At 69.0% G+C, this 16851-nt stretch carries 15 protein-coding genes; 5 read left to right on the top strand and 10 right to left on the bottom strand.

Annotated features, from left to right (window positions below):
- The first annotated feature begins 3 nt into the window (after nucleotides 1-3).
- Both ybaK and ACWDUM_RS16475 read left to right on the top strand, forming a co-directional pair.
- Complete coding sequence (gene ybaK / locus ACWDUM_RS16480; RefSeq protein WP_450134799.1) at nucleotides 4-498, top strand: Cys-tRNA(Pro) deacylase; 495 nt, start codon at nucleotides 4-6, stop codon at nucleotides 496-498.
- 80 nt (nucleotides 499-578) lie between these two features.
- Entirely contained in the window at nucleotides 579-1574 is a 996-nt protein-coding gene (locus ACWDUM_RS16475) for an LLM class flavin-dependent oxidoreductase (protein ID WP_450134798.1), read from the top strand.
- Nucleotides 1575-1715: 141 nt separating this feature from the next.
- Here ACWDUM_RS16475 and ACWDUM_RS16470 read toward each other — a convergent pair whose 3' ends face one another.
- The gene (locus ACWDUM_RS16470; RefSeq protein ID WP_450134797.1) at nucleotides 1716-2495 is read right to left on the bottom strand and encodes an SOS response-associated peptidase; all 780 of its coding nucleotides are present in this window, start codon (nucleotides 2493-2495) and stop codon (nucleotides 1716-1718) included.
- 98 nt (nucleotides 2496-2593) lie between these two features.
- Here ACWDUM_RS16470 and aroA point away from each other — a divergent pair, with 98 nt between their 5' ends.
- On the top strand, nucleotides 2594-3889 hold the full coding sequence (gene aroA, locus ACWDUM_RS16465; protein WP_450134796.1) for a 3-phosphoshikimate 1-carboxyvinyltransferase: 1296 nt from the start codon (nucleotides 2594-2596) through the stop codon (nucleotides 3887-3889).
- Entirely contained in the window at nucleotides 3847-4890 is a 1044-nt protein-coding gene (rsgA, locus tag ACWDUM_RS16460; protein WP_450134795.1) for a ribosome small subunit-dependent GTPase A, read from the top strand. Before aroA ends, rsgA begins: the two co-directional genes overlap by 43 nt.
- A 344-nt stretch (nucleotides 4891-5234) precedes the next feature.
- On the opposite strand, the gene ACWDUM_RS16455 is transcribed toward rsgA, so the two are convergent.
- The 6 genes from ACWDUM_RS16455 to ACWDUM_RS16430 all read right to left on the bottom strand — a co-directional run bounded on the left by ACWDUM_RS16455 (nucleotide 5235) and on the right by ACWDUM_RS16430 (nucleotide 11463).
- On the bottom strand, nucleotides 5235-6476 hold the full coding sequence (locus ACWDUM_RS16455; RefSeq protein ID WP_450134794.1) for a fatty acid desaturase family protein: 1242 nt from the start codon (nucleotides 6474-6476) through the stop codon (nucleotides 5235-5237).
- A gap of 89 nt (nucleotides 6477-6565) precedes the next feature.
- On the bottom strand, nucleotides 6566-7777 hold the full coding sequence (locus ACWDUM_RS16450; RefSeq protein WP_450134793.1) for a fatty acid desaturase family protein: 1212 nt from the start codon (nucleotides 7775-7777) through the stop codon (nucleotides 6566-6568).
- Between the two features lie 8 nt (nucleotides 7778-7785).
- Nucleotides 7786-8901, bottom strand: coding sequence for a ferredoxin reductase (locus ACWDUM_RS16445; protein WP_450134792.1), 1116 nt, complete (start codon nucleotides 8899-8901; stop codon nucleotides 7786-7788).
- 82 nt (nucleotides 8902-8983) lie between these two features.
- Entirely contained in the window at nucleotides 8984-9517 is a 534-nt protein-coding gene (locus ACWDUM_RS16440) for a DUF6912 family protein (RefSeq protein WP_450115722.1), read from the bottom strand.
- A 10-nt stretch (nucleotides 9518-9527) separates the two neighbouring features.
- Nucleotides 9528-11003 (bottom strand): WS/DGAT/MGAT family O-acyltransferase, encoded by a 1476-nt coding sequence (locus ACWDUM_RS16435; RefSeq protein WP_450134791.1) that lies wholly within the window; start codon nucleotides 11001-11003, stop codon nucleotides 9528-9530.
- A 13-nt stretch (nucleotides 11004-11016) separates the two neighbouring features.
- Nucleotides 11017-11463 (bottom strand): HAD family hydrolase, encoded by a 447-nt coding sequence (locus ACWDUM_RS16430; RefSeq protein WP_450134790.1) that lies wholly within the window; start codon nucleotides 11461-11463, stop codon nucleotides 11017-11019.
- 207 nt (nucleotides 11464-11670) lie between these two features.
- Here ACWDUM_RS16430 and ACWDUM_RS16425 point away from each other — a divergent pair, with 207 nt between their 5' ends.
- On the top strand, nucleotides 11671-12228 hold the full coding sequence (locus tag ACWDUM_RS16425) for an Rv3235 family protein (RefSeq protein WP_450134789.1): 558 nt from the start codon (nucleotides 11671-11673) through the stop codon (nucleotides 12226-12228).
- A 44-nt stretch (nucleotides 12229-12272) separates the two neighbouring features.
- On the opposite strand, the gene secA is transcribed toward ACWDUM_RS16425, so the two are convergent.
- The 3 genes from secA to ACWDUM_RS16410 form a co-directional block, all read right to left on the bottom strand.
- On the bottom strand, nucleotides 12273-15074 hold the full coding sequence (secA, locus tag ACWDUM_RS16420; RefSeq protein WP_450134788.1) for a preprotein translocase subunit SecA: 2802 nt from the start codon (nucleotides 15072-15074) through the stop codon (nucleotides 12273-12275).
- Nucleotides 15075-15334: 260 nt separating this feature from the next.
- On the bottom strand, nucleotides 15335-16003 hold the full coding sequence (gene hpf / locus ACWDUM_RS16415; protein ID WP_450115726.1) for a ribosome hibernation-promoting factor, HPF/YfiA family: 669 nt from the start codon (nucleotides 16001-16003) through the stop codon (nucleotides 15335-15337).
- A 175-nt stretch (nucleotides 16004-16178) separates the two neighbouring features.
- Nucleotides 16179-16838, bottom strand: a complete 660-nt coding sequence (locus ACWDUM_RS16410) for a ComF family protein (protein ID WP_450134787.1) — start codon at nucleotides 16836-16838, stop codon at nucleotides 16179-16181.
- Nucleotides 16839-16851 lie beyond the last annotated feature (13 nt).

The raw sequence follows: 16851 nt of genomic DNA, 5'->3' as shown, positions 1-16851 counted from the left end.
GACATGGCAGGTTCCGCGACACCGGCAACACAGGCCCTGGTCAAGGCGAAGGTTGCGCATCGGGTCCACAGCTACGACCACGACCCGTCCAGCGCCTCCTACGGCACCGAGGCGGTCGACGCCCTCGCCGGCGAACTCGGTCTCGACGCCGCGCAGATATTCAAGACGCTGGTGATCAAGACCGCCGACGGCAAACTCGCGGTCGCGGTCCTGCCGGTGCCGGCGAAGCTCTCGCTGAAGGCGGCCGCGGCGGCGTTGGGCGCGGGCAAGGCCGTGATGGCGGACCAGGCCGAGGCTCAGCGCTCCACCGGATACGTGCTGGGCGGCATCTCCCCGCTCGGCCAGCGCAAGAAGTTGCCGACGGTGATCGACGCATCGGCCACCGACTGGGACCGGGTGCTGTGCAGCGCGGGCCGGCGTGGACTGGAGATCGACCTCGATCCGCGGGACCTGGTGCGACTGACGGGTGCGGTTCTCGCCCCGATCACCGCAGGCTGAGGCACCCGGGGAACAATCCGCTCCGCGAGGACTGTTGCACCTCACAACAAAGTCTGTTCGTGTCAGAAAGCGGGTGCCTCGTGACCGTCCCCCTCTCCATCCTCGACCTCGCCCAGATCGGCGAGGGCGAGAGCGCCCGGGACAGCTTCCGCGCCAGCGTGCAGATGGCGCAGGCCGCGGAACGGCAGGGCTACCAACGGATCTGGTACGCCGAGCACCACAACATGCCGTCCATCGCGTCGTCCGCGACGAGTGTGCTGATCGCGCACATCGCCGCGAACACCGAGACCATCCGCCTCGGTTCCGGCGGCGTGATGCTGCCGAACCACTCCCCGCTGACCATCGCCGAACAGTTCGGCACCCTGGCCGAACTGCACCCGGGCCGCATCGACCTCGGCCTCGGCCGCGCCCCGGGTAGCGACCAGCAGACGATGCGGGCGCTGCGCCGCGACCCGGCGTCCGCCGACTCGTTCCCCCAGGACGTGCTCGAACTGCAGGGCTACCTGACCGGGCCCTCCCGCATCCCGGGGATCGAGGCCACCCCCGGTAAGGGCACGAACGTGCCGCTGTACATCCTCGGCTCGTCACTGTTCGGCGCGAAGCTGGCCGCGATGCTCGGCCTGCCGTACGCGTTCGCCTCACACTTCGCGCCGAACGCCCTCGACGACGCGATCGCGATCTACCGTCGCGAGTTCCGGCCCTCCGCGCAGCTCGCGGAGCCGTACGTGATCGCCGCCGTCAACGTCATCGCCGCCGACACCGAGGACGAGGCGCAGCGACTGTTCACCGCGACGAAGCGCAAGCGGGTCCAGTTGTTCGTCGGTCGCGGCCGAACCTTCACGCCCGAGGAGACGGACCTGGTGCTCGAGTCCCCCGCCGGTCAGCAGGTGCAGCAGATGTTGCGCTTCACCGCCGTCGGCACACCTACACGGGTGCGCGAGTATCTGGACACCTTCACCGAACGAACCGGCGCCGACGAGCTGATGGTCGTCTCCTCCGCGACGGAGCGTGCGGCCTGGCTGCGGTCCCTGGAGCTGGTCGCCGAGGTCAGCGACCTCGCCGCCCTCGCCCGCTGACCCTGCTCGGAGGCCCGCCCCTGTCCTTCCCTCGTCTTCTTCCCGAATGGCCCATTCGGTCGGTTCAACCGACCGAATGGGCCATTCGGGACAACGGGCAGGGTCGGACAGGGGCTCGGGTTGGCACCGGGCGGCCCGCGGTCAGAGCAGGCTGATCTGCTCCCCGACCGCCGAGCCGGGCGGCCCGGCAGGAGCGATCAGGTCGGGGCCGTCGTTGCGGACGCTGTTCACGCGATCCGAGACGAGTCGGATCTCGATACCCGAGGCGAGGTGCTCGTCAACGCCGGCGAGCAGCTCGACCGGGACGTCGCCATCGGGATCGAGCCACCGGTCCCAGTGCTCCGGAGTCACGATCAGCGGCATCCGGTCGTGCACCGACTGGAGGTCCCCGACCGCATCGGTCGTCAGGATCGTGCAGCTCAGCAGCGGCGCGGCGCGGGAGCCGGGCGCGCGCCACACCGACCACAGGCCGGCCATGAAGAACCGCGACCCGTCCGCGGGCGTCATGAAGTGCGGCACCTTGGCGACCTTGCCGCCGGGGCGTGGTTCGCTGGTCCACTCGTACCAGCCGTCCATCGGCACCAGTGCGCGCTTGGTCTTGAGCGCGGCCCGGAACGCCGGCTTCGTGGCGGCGGTGTCGGCGCGGGCATTGAACAGCGGCGCCGACCGCACCGGCGCACCGTCGTCGCCGGCCTTCGTCCACGGCGGCAGCAGTCCCCACCGCATCCGGCGGATCCGCCGGGTCGCCAAGTCCTCCGGATGTTCGCGATCGTGGCGGGCGACCACGGCCAGCACCGGGTCGGTCGGCGCGACGTTGTAGCGCTCCGACGGTTGGGGTGGCGCCGACCCCGTCTCGTCGATCGCGTCCAGCTCGACCGCGAGCAGGGCCGGGTCGACGGTCGTCGCGTATCTGCCGCACATGCCACCCATTGTGGGCGTGCCCACCGACATGCGCAGTGGGCGTGCCCACCGACATGCGCTGTGTGCCCCTGCACCGGCTCGCGGCGCGATGCGGGAAGATGGAGCCCGTGAGTCTGTGGAGAGCGCCCCTCGCCGAATCGCCCGTGCACGCGACCGTGACCCTGCCCGGGTCGAAGTCGATCACCAACCGGGCCCTGATCCTCGCGGCGCTCGCGAGCGGGCCGTCCACCGTCACCGGGACCCTGCGCAGCCGCGACACCGATCTGATGATCGACGGCCTGCGGTCCCTGGGCGTCGACATCACCGAGGTCGGCTCCCCCACCACTCTGCGTGTTACTCCCGGCGCGTTGCACGGCGGGGCGGTCGACTGCGGGCTGGCGGGAACGGTGATGCGGTTCCTGCCCCCGGTGGCCGCCCTCGCGGACGGCGTCGTCGCATTCGACGGCGATGAGCAGGCCCGCACCCGCCCGCTGGCCACGATCCTCGACGGGCTTCGCGGACTCGGGGTGACGATCGACGGCGACGGCCTGCCGTTCACCGTCGCCGGCCTCGGTTCCGTCGCCGGTGGCGAGGTGACGATCGACGCGTCCGGGTCCTCGCAGTTCGTGTCGGGCCTGCTGCTGTCGGCCGCCAGATTCACCGACGGCGTGACCGTGCACCACGACGGCGCGTCGGTGCCGTCGATGCCGCACATCGACATGACGGTCGAGATGCTCCGCCTGGCCGGGGTCCGGGTGCACACGCCGGGCGCCGGCCAGCCGGCCACCTGGCGGGTCGAGCCGGGCCCCGTCGCCGCGGTCGACTGGGTCGTGGAGCCGGACCTGTCGAACGCGACCTCGTTCCTCGCCGCGGCGGCGGTGACCGGAGGCTCCGTGAGTGTGCCGCTGTGGCCTTCGGTGACCACCCAGCCGGGCGACGCGATCCGCGGCATCCTCACCGACATGGGGGCGACCGTGTCCCTGCAGGACTCGTTGCTGACGGTGGCCGGGCCGGAACGCCTGCGCGGCATCGACATCGACCTGCACGACATCGGCGAGCTGACGCCGACGGTGGCGGCACTGGCCGCCCTCGCCGACTCCCCGTCGACCCTGCGGGGCATCGCGCACCTGCGCGGTCACGAAACCGACCGGCTCGCGGCGCTGTCCACCGAGATCAACAATCTCGGCGGCGCGGTCACCGAGACCCCGGACGGCCTGCACATCGATCCCCGCCCCCTGCACGGCGGCGTGTGGCGTTCGTATGCCGACCACCGGATGGCCACAGCAGGCGCGATCCTCGGTCTGGTCGTGCCCGGTGTCGACGTCGACGACGTGGGCACCACGGCGAAAACCCTGCCAGGCTTCGAGAACCTTTGGGAGACAATGCTCCAGGACCAGATCGGGGCGCGCTCCTGAGCGCGCGCCGGTACGACGAGTCCGACGTCCGGATCCGCCCGGGCAAGGGCTCCCGGCCGCGCACCAAGAACCGGCCCGAACACAAGGCCGCCGAGATCGCGATGGTCGTCTCGGTGGACCGCGGACGCTGGGGATGCGTCCTGGACGGCGACCCCGACCGGCCTGTGGTGGCGATGCGCGCACGCGAACTCGGCCGCACCCCGATCGTCGTCGGGGACCGGGTCGGCGTCGTCGGTGACGTCTCCGGCCGGGTCGACACCCTGGCCCGGATCGTGCGGGTCGAGGACCGGTCCACGGTGCTGCGCCGGACTGCGGACGACACCGATCCGTACGAGCGCGTGGTGGTCGCGAATGCCTCCCAACTGCTGATCGTCGTCGCGCTGGCCGACCCGCCGCCTCGAACGGGATTCGTCGAACGGGCACTGGTCGCCGCCTACGTCGGCGGGTTGGAACCGATCCTGTGCCTGACGAAGGGCGATCTCGCGGATCATCGTGAATTCGCCGCCGCGTTCGAGGACCTCGACGTGCCGGTGGTGCTGGCGGGCACGTCCGAACCCCTCACCGCCGTGAAACACATCCTCGCGGGGAAGCTCACCGCCCTGATCGGCCACTCCGGGGTGGGCAAGTCGACGCTCGTCAATCGGCTTGTCCCCGAGGCGGACCGGGCCACGGGAGTGGTGTCGGGCGTCGGCAAGGGCCGGCACACGTCCACACAGTCGGTCGCGCTGCCGTTGCCGAGCGCGGCCGACGCGCCGCGCGGCTGGGTCGTCGACACTCCGGGCATCCGCTCGTTCGGCCTTGCACACATCTCCCCCGACGACGTGATGGGGGCGTTCACCGATCTGGCTGCCGCGATCGAGGACTGCCCGCGCGGGTGCACTCATCTCGGACCTCCCGCGGACCCGGAGTGCGCGCTCGACCATCTCGAGGGGCAGGCCGCCCGCCGGGCGGGCGCGGTGCGGCAACTGCTGGTTGCACTGTCGTCCAACGAGGCCTGGTGACCCTCGACCAGCGCCTTCGGGTCACGATTGGGTCAATTCGCTCGAGAACTCCTTGATCGTTACTCCACCGGTCTTACGCTGTACGGGCTCAACTCTGATTCGAATCAGCCCGCAAGTCACGACACAGGTGGGAGCCCTCCCACCGTCACGACCCAAGGAGTACTGATGAGTGATGCGTTTCTCGAAGCCGGTTCCGCCCTTCTCGGCAACTTCACCGACAGCATCAAGATCCTGCTGAACCTCGGTTCGTCGATCGTCGGGTCCGACGAGTAGCAACCCGAAACGCCGTTGGACCCCGCCGTTCCCGGCGGGGCCCAACGAGGGTGACTCGATCCACAGAACACTCAGCGCGGCAACAGTTTCCGGATGCCGCGCCGCTTCCGCGATTCCCGGATGGCGGTCTTCAGTCCGCGCGCGCGTCCGGTCGTGGGATCCACGGTGAGAACGGCCTCGCGCCCCTCCCACTTGCGTTCCGACGCCGTTTCCGGTGCGTCGTCGACGGTGTCGTGGAGGTACTTGTTCGGCAGCGACAGCTTGGCGATCGTGCGCCACGCCTTGCCGTACTGCACCAGCAGCGGACCCGTCGTGTACGGCAGGTCGTACTTGTCACACAGTTCGCGCACCCGCACCGCGATCTCCGCGTAACGGTTCGACGGCAGGTCCGGGAAGATGTGGTGCTCGATCTGGTAGCTGAGGTTGCCGGTCATGAAGTCCATCACCCGGCCGCCGGAAATGTTGGCGCTGCCCAGCATCTGCCGCAGGTACCACTGGGCCTGCGTCTCCTTGTCGACATCCTCCTTGGTGAACTTCTCGGCACCGTCCGGGAAGTGGCCACAGAAGATGACGGCGTTGGTCCACACGTTGCGGATCACGTTGGCGGTCAGGTTCGCGGTCATGGTGGACTTCCATGCCTTGCCGGTCAGCGCCGGGAACACCACGTAGTCCTTGACGACCTGCTTGCCGATCTTCTCGCCGACCTCGCGCAGCTTGCGCTTGGTCTCCTCGCGGTCGTCGCGCCCCTTGGCCACCTTGCCGAGCTCGAGGTGCTGCGCCGCGACGCCGTACTGGAACGCCAGGGCGAGAACCGTGTTGTAGACCACGTTGCCGGCATTGAACGGCTTCCAGCGCTGGTCGCGGGTCACGCGCAGCAGACCGTATCCCACATCGTCGTCCATGCCGAGGATGTTGGTGTACTTGTGATGCAGGTAGTTGTGGGTCTGCTTCCAGTGCGCCGACGGCCCGGCGTTGTCCCACTCCCAGTTCGCGGAGTGCACCTCGGGGTCGTTCATCCAGTCCCACTGCCCGTGCATCACGTTGTGCCCGAGCTCCATGTTCTCGATGATCTTGGCGACGCCGAGCATGCCCGCGCCGAGCAGCCACAGCGGGCGCTTCCGGCTGCCGAACAACACGGCCCGGCCGCCGATCTCGAGGGAACGCTGCAGCCGGATCGTGTTGCGCAGGTACCGGGCGTCACGCTCGCCGCGGGACTCCTCGACGTCACGGCGGATCGCGTCCAGTTCCCGACCGAGGGCCTCGATGTCGGCCTCGGTCAGGTGCGCGTACTCCTTGATGTCTGAAATAGCCATGGCTCTCCCGGTCCTGAACTTCGAATTACCGGCTTACCGTACCGTAGGTTACGCCTGCGTAGGTTACCGATCCATTGCTGTGAGGTGAATCACAAACCGCGAAGTCGCCGCAACGCCGACCGCAACCCCGACCGCCGTCCGGTCACCGGATCGACGCGCGCCGAGCCGGAATCGCGGAACTTCCGTTCCGAGGAGGTCTCCGGCGCGTCGTCGGAGGTCGCCGTCAGAAACCGGTCGGGCAGTGCCAGCTTGAGCACGGTGCGCAGGGACAACAGGTACTGACGCGAGAGCGGCCCGGTCGTGTACGGCAGGTCGTACTTGTCGCACAGCGCCCGAACGCGCACCGACACCTCACGCAACCGGTTGCTCGGCAGGTCGGGGAAGAGGTGGTGTTCGATCTGGTAGCTGAGGTTGCCGGTCATGAAGTCCATCACCCGGCCCCCGGAGATGTTGGCGCTGCCCAGCAACTGGCGCAGGTACCACTGGGGTTTCGTCTCCCGCTCGTGCTCCTCGATCGTGAACTTCTCGGCACCGTCCGGGAAGTGCCCGCAGAAGATCACGGCGTGTGCCCACACGTTGCGGATCACGTTCGCCGCCGCGTTCGCCGTCAGGGTGGTGCGCCAGGCGGGCCCGGTCAACGCCGGAAAGATGACGAAGTCCTTGACCACCTGCCGGGTCGCCTTACGGGCGAACTCCCGATCCACCTCGCGGCGGTGCTCCTCACCCCGCACCGCCTCTGCCTCACGGGTGATGTGCCAGTCGTGTAGCGCGATCCCCCACTCGAAACCTGCTGCGAGGACGACGTTCGCGACCGGCTGCAGCAGATTGATCGGCCGCCACGGCACGTCCCGGGTGATCCGGATGATGCCGAACTCGACGTCCTCGTCCATCCCGACGACGTTCGTGTACGTGTGGTGCGAGTAGTTGTGCGCCCGCTTCCACTGCGACGACGGACCGGTCTGGTCCCATTCCCAGGTGGTCGAGTGGATCTCCGGATCGTTCATCCAGTCCCACTGCCCGTGCACGATGTTGTGCCCGAGCTCCATGTTCTCGACGATCTTCGCGACGCCGAGCATCGCGGTCCCCGCCAGCCAGGCCGGCCGGTACCGGCTGCCGAACAGGATCGCCCGGCCGCCGATCTCCAGTGCCCGCTGCAGGCGGATCACGTTGTGGACGTACCGCGCGTCGGCGGCGCCGCGCGAGTTCTCCACGTCCCGCCGGATCGCATCCATCTCCCGCCCGAGCGCCTCGATGTCGGCCTCGGTCAGGTGCGAAAATTCCTTGATGTCCGTGATGGCCATGATCGGCGCTACAGGTCGATGGTGCAGTCGCCGGCAGCGACCGAGATACAGGTCTGCACCCGTTCACCCTCGCCGTGCTCCCGACCGGACCGCAGATCGCGCACATGCCCGGACAGCAGCGGGGCAACACACGTCTGGCAGATTCCCATCCGGCAGCCGAACGGCATCTGCACACCCAGGTTCTCTCCGGCCTCCAGCACGGTCGTGGCGCCGTCGACCTCGGCGGAGCGCTCCGACTTGGCGAAGGTCACCGTGCCGCCCTGGCCCGACATGTCGGCACGCGAGATCGTGAACCGCTCGGTGTGCAGCCGGTCCGAGATCCCGGCCTCGGCCCACACCTTCTCGACCTCGTCGAGCATCTCCACCGGACCGCACGCCCAGGTCTGCCGCTCCCGCCAGTCCGGGTACATCTCGTCGAGGTCGGCCAGCTTGAACCGGCCGCCGGTACGGGTGTGCTGGACGTGCGAGACGAAGGTCGGGTGCGAGTCGTGCAGCGCCGCCAACTCCTCGCCGAACATCACATCCTGTTCCGTCGGCGCGGAGTGCACGTGCACCACGTCCGGCACCGTGCCCCGGCGCACCATCGACCGCAGCATCGCCATCACCGGGGTGACGCCGCTGCCCGCGGTGATGAAGAGGATCTTCTCCGGCGGCGGTTCCGGCAGCGAGAAGTTGCCCTGCGGCGCGGCCAGGCGCACCACGGTGCCCGCAGGCACGCCGTTGATCAGATGGCTTGACAGCCGGCCCTCGGGCATCGCCTTGACCGCGATCGTGATCAGCTTCCGGTCCCGGCTCGGCGGCGACGTGAGCGAGTACGAGCGCCAGTGGAAGCGGCCGTCGACGAGAAGGCCGATGCCGATGTACTGGCCGGGCTGGTAGTCGAAGTCGAATCCCCAGCCCGGCCTGATGACGAGGGTCGCCGAGTCGCACGTCTCCTTGCGAACCTCGACGATCTTGCCGCGCAGTTCGCGCGCCGACCACAACGGATTCGCCAGATGCAGGAAGTCGTCCGGCAACAGCGGGGTCGTGACTCGGGTCACCGCCCCGCGCAGCATGTTCACACTCGGCCGTCGCGGTGCCGACACATCTGCCGCCGGCGCCTCGAGCCACTTCCTCAAGCCCATCAAACTTCCGTCCACTCGGATAGGTTACGGGTCCGTAGGTTACCCGCAGGTGGCGCGGCCTGTCACGCAGTCCGCGGCTCTGTCAGAGCAGTTCGAGCAGGAAGGGCAGTTCCTGGGTGGCATACCAGGCCAGATCGTGGTCCTCCGCGTCACCGAGGACGAACTCGGCATCCGCGTCGCCGAGGTCCGCCGCGTCCACGACCGACGCGGCCCGCTCGATCGCCTGCTCGGCCTCCGACAGGTCCACGTGCACCGATGCCACCGCCGACAGCGGCAGCGGTGCCGCGAGCCGCACCACGGCGTCGTCGAGGTCCGGTCGCAGCGTCACCTCGTCCACGTCGGCCGCGATCACGGCCCGCCGGTACACCACCGCCCCCGGCTCGGCGGAACCCGCCTCACCGGCCTCCACGTCGCCGGCCTCCGTCGCGATCAACCGCAGCGACGCCCGTGCGGCCTCGTTCATCGCGACCTCGGCGAGCTCGTCGTCGTCCCCGGCGGCGTATGCCTCGCGCAGTGTCGGCGTCACCGCGAACGCCGTCCGGCTGATCGGGTTCAGCTCCTCCTCGGCGACCAGCCGCTGCAGCATCGCGATCGTGGCGGGCACGTAGACCCTCATGCATTCCCCTTCACCGGCAGGCTTCAAGCAACTCGTCGAGCGCTTCGTACAGCAACCCGGTCAGCACGTCGACATCGGACATCGCATCCCGGTCACCGTTCAAACCGTAGTAGACGTGCCCGTCGTACGACGTCAGGCCGATGCTCACCGCCTGGTTTCGGATCAGTGGCGACACCGGATAGGTCTCGAGCAACTCGGCGCCGCCGAGGCACAGCGTCGACTGCGGCCCGGGCGCGTTGGTGATCATCACGTTGAACATCCGCTGCGACAGCCCACTCGCCATTCGCAGTCCCATCGCGTGCAGTGTGGCCGGCGCGGTCCCGGACACCCGCACCAGCGTCTGCGCCGCCACCGTCCGGTTCTGCCGGGTGTGCGCCTCCGTTGCGTGCGCGATGTGCGACAGTCGCACAACGGGATTCGGCTCCCCCACTGGCAGGTCGATCAGCAACGACGAGGCGCGGCGCTCGTCACCGCGCGGCTCGTCGCCCGCGGGCCGGTCCGCCCCGCCCTCGGCGTCGGTGGTCGACGTTCCACGCTCGGTGTCGGTGATCGGCGCTCCGACGGCGCTGTCGGGCGACGACACGTCGATCGCGATCGGCACCATCGCTCGTACCGTGGAGAACGCGGTGACCGGCTCACCGCGCGAGAGCAGCCAGTTCCGCAACGCCCCGGTCAGCACCGCCAGAATCACGTCGTTCACCGTGCACCCGAACCGGCGGCGCACGGTCCGGTACTCCTCGAGCGAGGTCTTCGCGGTGGCGAATCGGCGATTACGCGAGATCGTCGCGTTCAACGGTGACGCCGGTGCGGCGGTCGCCGCGGTCCGCAACAACGCAGCGACGTTCCCGACCGCGCTGGTCGCGGTCCCGACCACGTCCCCGACGAGCGCCTTCACCGTCGCCGCCCCCTCGGCCGGCCGCGCGATCATCTCCGCGAGCGCACCGAGCACCAACTCGGCCTCCCGGGGTTCGCGCCCGGGCATCCACAGTTCCTCCGGCACCTCCCGCGGTTGGTCGCACCGGTCGAAGATCACCTGGCCGATCTCGAGCGCGTCGACACCGTCGACCAGCGCCGAGTGCGACTTGGTGAAGATCGCGATGCGGTCCTCCGCGAGTCCTTCCACCAGGTACATCTCCCACAGCGGCCGGCTGCGGTCCAGTGGCCGCGACGTCAGGCGCGCGACCAGGTCGTGCAACTGTTCGTCGGAGCCCGGCTTGGGCAGTGCCGAACGCCGTACGTGGTAGGTGATGTCGAAGTCGCGGTCGTCGACCCACACCGGCCGCGCCAACCCGAACACCACCTCGCGCACCCGTTGCCGATAGCGCGGGACCAGGGGCAACCGCTTCTCGACGTGCGTGAGCAGATCCTCGTAGTCCAGGCCGCCCTCCGGTGCGCGCAGGATCGCCAACGATCCGAGATGCATCGGAGTGCTGCTCGCCTCCAAGAAGTAGAAGGACGCGTCCTGCGTGCTCAGCCTGCTGTCCATGCCACCCCCGTGTTCATGTGTCCCCCGTACCGGAGTTCGCGCTGTCGCCCGGCACGCCGGTGTCAGGGTCGAACAGTATCCGCAGTTCCGCCACCGTGACGTCCACGTCCACATGATGGACTCCGACCATGCCCGCCGCGACCGCACCGCGAACGTTGACCATCAGGTCGTCGACGAACACACACTGCCCGGGCTCGATGTCGAGCAGCCGGGCCGCGTGCCGGTAGATCCGGGGGTCGGGTTTGGCCAGGCCGACGTCACCGGACAGGACCACCTCGTCGACGAACCGCCCGCCGCCGAGATTCCGGAGCGCCGCGCCACCCGGACCACCCGGGTCGTTGCTGAGCAGCACGGTCCGCACCCCCCGCGCACGGAGCTCGGCGACCAGCCCGCGCAGCGGGTCCGGGTCGGGCTGTGCGCCGTCGAGGACGCCTCCGAAGTCGAGTACCAGACCCCTCATTGGGTCAACCCTAGGGCGTGTCTCCCGATCCCAGGCACCACCGCCCCCTCCGCCGCGCCGGTTCCGCGGAAACCGTGCGGTCGAGGACGATTCGTGCGATCCTCTCCCCGCCCGGACTCTCCCCGGGCTCGACCCACTCCCGCGCCTGTGGCGCACCCGTCGAGCGCGCCCCGGCACATCGGATCAGGCGCGAAGAGGAGAGCACGCATGAGGACCTATGTCACCGCCGCACCCCACGCGGAACCGCCGACCGCGCCCGAACCGGCAACCCGACCGCAGGCGCAGTGCGCGCGACGACCGGACCTGCACGCGCCGCATCGCGTCCCGCACACTGCCCGCACGGGGCACCGCACCACCGGCGATCCCGCCGGTGCCTGCGTCCGCCCGGACCGCCCGGCCGCGACCGGGGCGGACCGCCCGGACCTCGAGTGCCGACGATTCGCCGAGGTCACCCTGCGGATGATCCTCGAGGTACTCGACCACCGCCGCCAAGCGGGGGCCCTGCGACCACTCCTGGCATCCACACCGTTCGACCTCGTGACCGCACTGACCCGTGCCGGCGCACCGGGGCGCCGGCTGGGCGCGGCCCGGCTGAGACGGGTGCACCTGCACCCCGGCGGACCCGACCGTGCCGAGGTGTTCGGCAGCTACGCCCGCGGCGAACGCACCTTCGCGATCGCGGGTCGCCTCGAACGCACAGCCGCCCGCCGGCGTTCCGAGGAAGCCGGGGGCGGCTGGGTGTTCACAGCACTACAGGTGGGCTGACCCCGGCCCGACGGCACCGGGCGTGACGTCGGGCCGGGGTTTGGTCAGCGATTCTTCTTCGGCCGCGACTTCTTGCCGTCCCGCTCGGCCTGCCTGCGTTCCCGTCGGGTGGGGCCGACGGTGGACGCGGCGGAGCCGCCACTGGTCCGCACCGCCGCGGTGCCGTCCTCGGCCGGGCCCGAGAAGGTCAGCGGGCTCTCGTTCTGCTCGTCGAGACCCTTCGCCCGCAGCGCGGCGGGCGCGGCAGGCTGCGGCGCCGCCTGCTCGGCCCGCGCGGTCTGCTCGGCCGGTGCGGTCGCCGTCGCGGTCTGCGCCGCGGCGACCTCGCTGCGCGCGGCGGCGGCAGCGGTGGTCCACCCCGACTGCTGCGGCGCCGGAGCGGCCTCGACCTGCAGGTTGAACAGGAAGCCGACCGACTCCTCCTTCAGACCCTCGAGCATCGCGGTGAACATGTCGTAGCCCTCCCGCTGGTACTCGACGAGCGGGTCACGCTGCGCCATCGCCCGCAGGCCGATGCCCTCCTTGAGGTAGTCCATCTCGTAGAGGTGTTCACGCCACTTGCGGTCGAGGACGGACAGCAGCACCCGGCGCTCGAGTTCACGCATGCCGTTCTCGCCGGCGATCGCGTCGATCTGCTGCTCCCGCTGTGCGTAGGCGGAACGGACGTCGGCGAGCAGCGCGTCACGCAGCTCGTCGCGGGACAGGTCGCCCCGCTCGCCGTCCTCGGTCTCGCCGGTGAGCGCATGGTGATCGATGCCGACCGGGTACAGCGTCTTCAGTGCGGTCCACAGCTGGTCGAGATCCCAGTCCTCGACGTAGCCCTCGGCGGTGGCGCCGTCCACGTAGGCGGTGACCACGTCGGTGATCATCTTTTCGACCTGGCCCTCCATGTCCTCGCCCGCGAGGATCCGGCGACGCTCGTCGTAGATGACGGTGCGCTGCTGGTTCATCACCTCGTCGTACTTGAGGACGTTCTTGCGGATCTCGAAGTTCTGCTGCTCGACCTGCGTCTGCGCGCTCTTGATCGCCTTCGAGACCATCTTCGCCTCGATCGGCACGTCGTCCGGCAGGTTGAGCCGGGTCATGATCGACTCGAGCGCCGCACCGTTGAACCGGCGCATCAACTCGTCACCGAGCGAGAGGTAGAAACGCGATTCACCCGGATCGCCCTGACGGCCGGAGCGACCGCGCAACTGGTTGTCGATGCGGCGCGACTCGTGCCGCTCGGTGCCGAGCACGTACAGTCCGCCGGCCTCCCGAACCTGGTCGGCGTCCGCCTTGACCTGTGCCTGCACCTGCGCGAGCGCGTCGTCCCAGGCCGCCTCGTACTCGTCCGGCGTCTCGACCGGGTCCAGGCCCTGCTTGCGCAGCAGCACGTCGGCGATGATGTCCGGGTTGCCACCGAGCACGACGTCGGTGCCACGGCCCGCCATGTTGGTGGCGACGGTGACCGCACCGGTCCGGCCGGCCTCCGCGACGATCTGTGCTTCCTTCTCGTGGAACTTCGCGTTGAGCACGTTGTGCGCGATCCCACGCTTGGTGAACTGCTTCGACAGGTACTCGGAGCGCTCGACGCTGGTGGTGCCGATCAGCACCGGCTGCCCATTGGCGTGCCGCTCGGCGACGTCGTCGACGACGGCGTCGAACTTCGCCTCCTCCGTCTTGTAGATCAGGTCGCCCTGATCGACGCGGATCATCGGCTTGTTCGTCGGGATCGGGATGACGCCGAGCTCGTAGGTCTGGTGCAGCTCGGCCGCCTCCGTCTCGGCGGTACCGGTCATGCCGGACAGCTTGTCGTAGAGCCGGAAGTAGTTCTGCAGCGTGATCGTGGCGAGGGTCTGGTTCTCGGCCTTGATCTCGACCTTCTCCTTGGCCTCGATCGCCTGGTGCATGCCCTCGTTGTAGCGCCGGCCGACCAGGATGCGACCGGTGAACTCGTCGACGATGATGACCTCGCCGTCGCGGACGATGTAGTCCTTGTCCCGCTGGTAGAGCTCCTTGGCCTTGATCGCGTTGTTCAGGTAGCTGACCAGCGGCGAGTTGGCGGCCTCGTAGAGGTTGTCGATGCCCAGCTGGTCCTCGACGAACTCGACGCCCGCCTCGTGCACGCCGACGGTCCGCTTCTTGATGTCGACCTCGTAGTGGACGTCCCGCTTGAGCAGCGGCACGATGCGCGCGAACTCGCCGTACCACTTGCTGGAGGCGTCCGCCGGGCCCGAGATGATCAGCGGGGTCCGCGCCTCGTCGATGAGGATCGAGTCGACCTCGTCGACGATGGCGAAGCTGTGCCCGCGCTGCACGAGGTCGTCGAGGGTGTGCGTCATGTTGTCACGCAGGTAGTCGAACCCGAACTCGTTGTTGGTGCCGTAGGTGATGTCCGCGGCATAGGCGTCACGTCGCTGCGCCGGGGTCATCCCGGACAGGATCACGTTGGTCTCGAGACCGAGGGAGCGGTGCACGCGGCCCATCCACTCGGAGTCACGCTTGGCCAGGTAGTCGTTGACGGTGACGACGTGCACGCCGTTGCCCGCGATGGCGTTGAGGTAGGCGGGGAGCACGCAGGTCAGGGTCTTGCCCTCACCGGTCTTCATCTCCGCCACGTTGCCGAAGTGCAGGGCCGCACCGCCCATGATCTGCACGATGTAGTGCTTCTGGCCGAGCACCCGCGAGGACGCCTCCCGAGCGGTCGCGAACGCCTCCGGCAGCAGGTCGTCGAGCGACTCCCCCTTCGCGTAGCGGTCCCTGAACTCGACGGTCTTGTCCCGCAACTGCTGGTCGGACAGGGCCTCGTAGTCGGGCGAGAGGGTATCGACGTGCTCGGCGATGTGCTTGAGCCGCTTGACCATGCGACCTTCACCAACACGGAGCAGCTTGGACAGTGACAGCGAGGGCACGGGCTTGAACGTCCTAGGGTCTCGGCGGGCAGGTGGCGATCCTGCCGTCACAGCAGGATCCGGTCGAGTGGAGTGAACCCCTCGACCGGATCCCATGGTAGGCGCTGTGGCGGCTGATCGAGTCGATCGACCGCTCATTCTTGTCTGTTACTCAGGCTTCCCCGGCATCTCTCGGGCCATTTTGTTGCCCGAACGTTGCCGAGTGCGCCGATTCAGGCGAGCCGGATCAGTCCGTAGTCGAAGGCGTGTCGCCGGTAGACGACGGACGGTCGGTCCGTCTCCTTGTCGTGGAACAGGAAGAAGTCGTGTCCGACCAGTTCCATCTCGTACAGGGCGTCGTCGACGGTCATCGGCGCCGCGGAGTGCACCTTCGTGCGGACTATCTGTCCCGGACCCTCCGGCTGCTCGGGCTCGAGGGACAGATCGGGCGAGATCCCGAGGGAGTCGTCCTCGGCCAGCGTCGCTGTCGCCTCTGCGACCGACACCGGCGTCTTGTCGCCGTAATGGACGCGACGACGATCCTTTGTGCGACGCAACCTGGCCTCCAGCTTGGAGGTCACGCTCTCGAAGGCGGCGTAGAAACTGTCGGCGGCGGCTTCCGCTCGAACGACGGGGCCCTTGCCGCGCGCCGTGATTTCCACCCGCTGGCAGTTCTTGGCCTGCCGGCGATTGCGTTCGTGTTGGAGTTCGACGTCGAAGTGGTAGATCGTCGGATCGAAGCGCTCGAGTCGAGCGAGCTTCTCGGATACGTAGACCCGGAAATGGTCCGGGACCTCGACATTGCGGCCCTTGACCACGATCTCGGAGCGTGGGGCTTCGGATTGCCCGGTGGATTCTGCAGCGTCCTGAACGAAGACAGATGCTGTCGAAGGGGTCGTCACGCGTACCTCCCGAATACGGCCGAGCCAAGAAATTGACCTGCGGCGGATGAGCTACGCCGGGAAGGGGACCGCCCGGCGTCAGGGTCTGGAACTATCACCTCCCACCCGTTTCGTCGGCTGTGTTGGCGACGGTAGTACGAGTTCGACCCGAGTGCCAGCATTGGCGCCGAACGCGTCATGCGGCGGTGATCACAAGGGCCGCATCGACCCGCACGCCCCCTGCCGTCAGCGCGCGAACCGACTCGGCCGCGGTCGCTCCGGTGGTGAGGACGTCGTCGATCAGCAGCACGCAATCAGACCTCCCGGTCGCCGGTGTCGGGACCACGCGGATGTGCCCTGCGAGGTTCTCCACCCGCTCCCGCGCCGACAGACCCACCGAATCCCTGACTCCCGCAGAGAATTTCAGGGACCGATCGACACACACCGCTTCGGGCGCCAGGGCGGCGGCCGCCGCTCGTGCCGCCGCGAGCACCGGATCACCACCGCGAGCACGCGCCGCACGCGGCCGACTCGGCGCCGGAACCAGGACCAGACGCGCCAATTCGGGAGGGTCGATCTCGCCGCACGCACGCAGGCGCCGGACCGCGGCCGCCAGTCCCTCACCGAGTGGCCGCGCGAGGTCGCGCCGGCCGCGTTCCTTCGCGGCGATCACCGCGGCCCGGAGGGGCCCGCTGTGCGACCCGAGCGCCCACACCGGAACCCCCGGATCCACCCGGGGCGTCACCGCAACCGGCTCACCCGAAAGCAGCGTCGAACATCGCGGACACCACAGGGTGCCTGCCGCACCGCAGCCGCCGCATTCGCGGGGCAGGACCAGATCCAGCAACGCACGCATACCGTCAGTGTGC

Source organism: Rhodococcus sp. NPDC003322, assembly GCF_053589555.1.
Note: the sequence above shows the minus strand (reverse complement) of the source record. Positions and strands in the feature narration are given on the sequence as shown.

Bases quoted from the DNA above. Each gene is read 5' to 3' on its own strand.
- ybaK (WP_450134799.1), top strand. From the start codon at position 4: ATGGCAGGTTCCGCGACACCGGCAACACAGGCCCTGGTCAAGGCGAAG.
- ACWDUM_RS16470 (WP_450134797.1), bottom strand. From the start codon at position 2,495: ATGTGCGGCAGATACGCGACGACCGTCGACCCGGCCCTGCTCGCGGTC.
- aroA (WP_450134796.1), top strand. From the start codon at position 2,594: ATGGAGCCCGTGAGTCTGTGGAGAGCGCCCCTCGCCGAATCGCCCGTG.
- ACWDUM_RS16455 (WP_450134794.1), bottom strand. From the start codon at position 6,476: ATGGCTATTTCAGACATCAAGGAGTACGCGCACCTGACCGAGGCCGAC.
- ACWDUM_RS16450 (WP_450134793.1), bottom strand. From the start codon at position 7,777: ATGGCCATCACGGACATCAAGGAATTTTCGCACCTGACCGAGGCCGAC.
- ACWDUM_RS16445 (WP_450134792.1), bottom strand. From the start codon at position 8,901: ATGGGCTTGAGGAAGTGGCTCGAGGCGCCGGCGGCAGATGTGTCGGCA.
- ACWDUM_RS16440 (WP_450115722.1), bottom strand. From the start codon at position 9,517: ATGAGGGTCTACGTGCCCGCCACGATCGCGATGCTGCAGCGGCTGGTC.
- ACWDUM_RS16435 (WP_450134791.1), bottom strand. From the start codon at position 11,003: ATGGACAGCAGGCTGAGCACGCAGGACGCGTCCTTCTACTTCTTGGAG.
- ACWDUM_RS16430 (WP_450134790.1), bottom strand. From the start codon at position 11,463: ATGAGGGGTCTGGTACTCGACTTCGGAGGCGTCCTCGACGGCGCACAG.
- ACWDUM_RS16425 (WP_450134789.1), top strand. From the start codon at position 11,671: ATGAGGACCTATGTCACCGCCGCACCCCACGCGGAACCGCCGACCGCG.
- secA (WP_450134788.1), bottom strand. From the start codon at position 15,074: ATGGTCAAGCGGCTCAAGCACATCGCCGAGCACGTCGATACCCTCTCG.
- ACWDUM_RS16410 (WP_450134787.1), bottom strand. From the start codon at position 16,838: ATGCGTGCGTTGCTGGATCTGGTCCTGCCCCGCGAATGCGGCGGCTGC.